Here is a 376-nt window from a genome sequence, read left to right as displayed (position 1 = left end):
AAGGTGCGGCTGGATCACCTCCTTTCTGGAGCTTGTTCGACTCGATTACACCAACGCGCTGGGCTTCGCCCACGATTCGTGGTCATCTGCCCGCCTTACCCATAGCGGTTTGTCTTTTTCATCATTCGCACGATCACCCGATTGGGGTGGTACACGTTCTTTGACATAGAGGAAAACAGAGTTTAAGAAAGAGAAGAACAAAGAGTGATTAACCTACGGTTAGTCACCCGAGCCGGCCATTCTACGGAATGGCCTCTACCGAGAAGTAGAAAAGGGCACACGGGGGATGCCTAGGCTCTCAGAGGCGATGAAGGACGTGATAAGCTGCGAAAAGCTGCGGGGATCGGCACATACGAATTGATCCGCAGGTATCCGA

Annotated in this window: 1 rRNA gene; it reads left to right on the top strand. The window is 52.4% G+C overall.

Annotation, left to right across the window (positions count from 1 at the left end):
* Positions 1-259: 259 nt before the first annotated feature.
* Positions 260-376: ribosomal RNA gene (locus tag KLP40_RS21095) — 23S ribosomal RNA — on the top strand; the annotation flags it as partial.

This window comes from Hymenobacter piscis (genome assembly GCF_018760735.1).
GTDB lineage: Bacteria > Bacteroidota > Bacteroidia > Cytophagales > Hymenobacteraceae > Hymenobacter > Hymenobacter piscis.
Note: the sequence above shows the minus strand (reverse complement) of the source record. Positions and strands in the feature narration are given on the sequence as shown.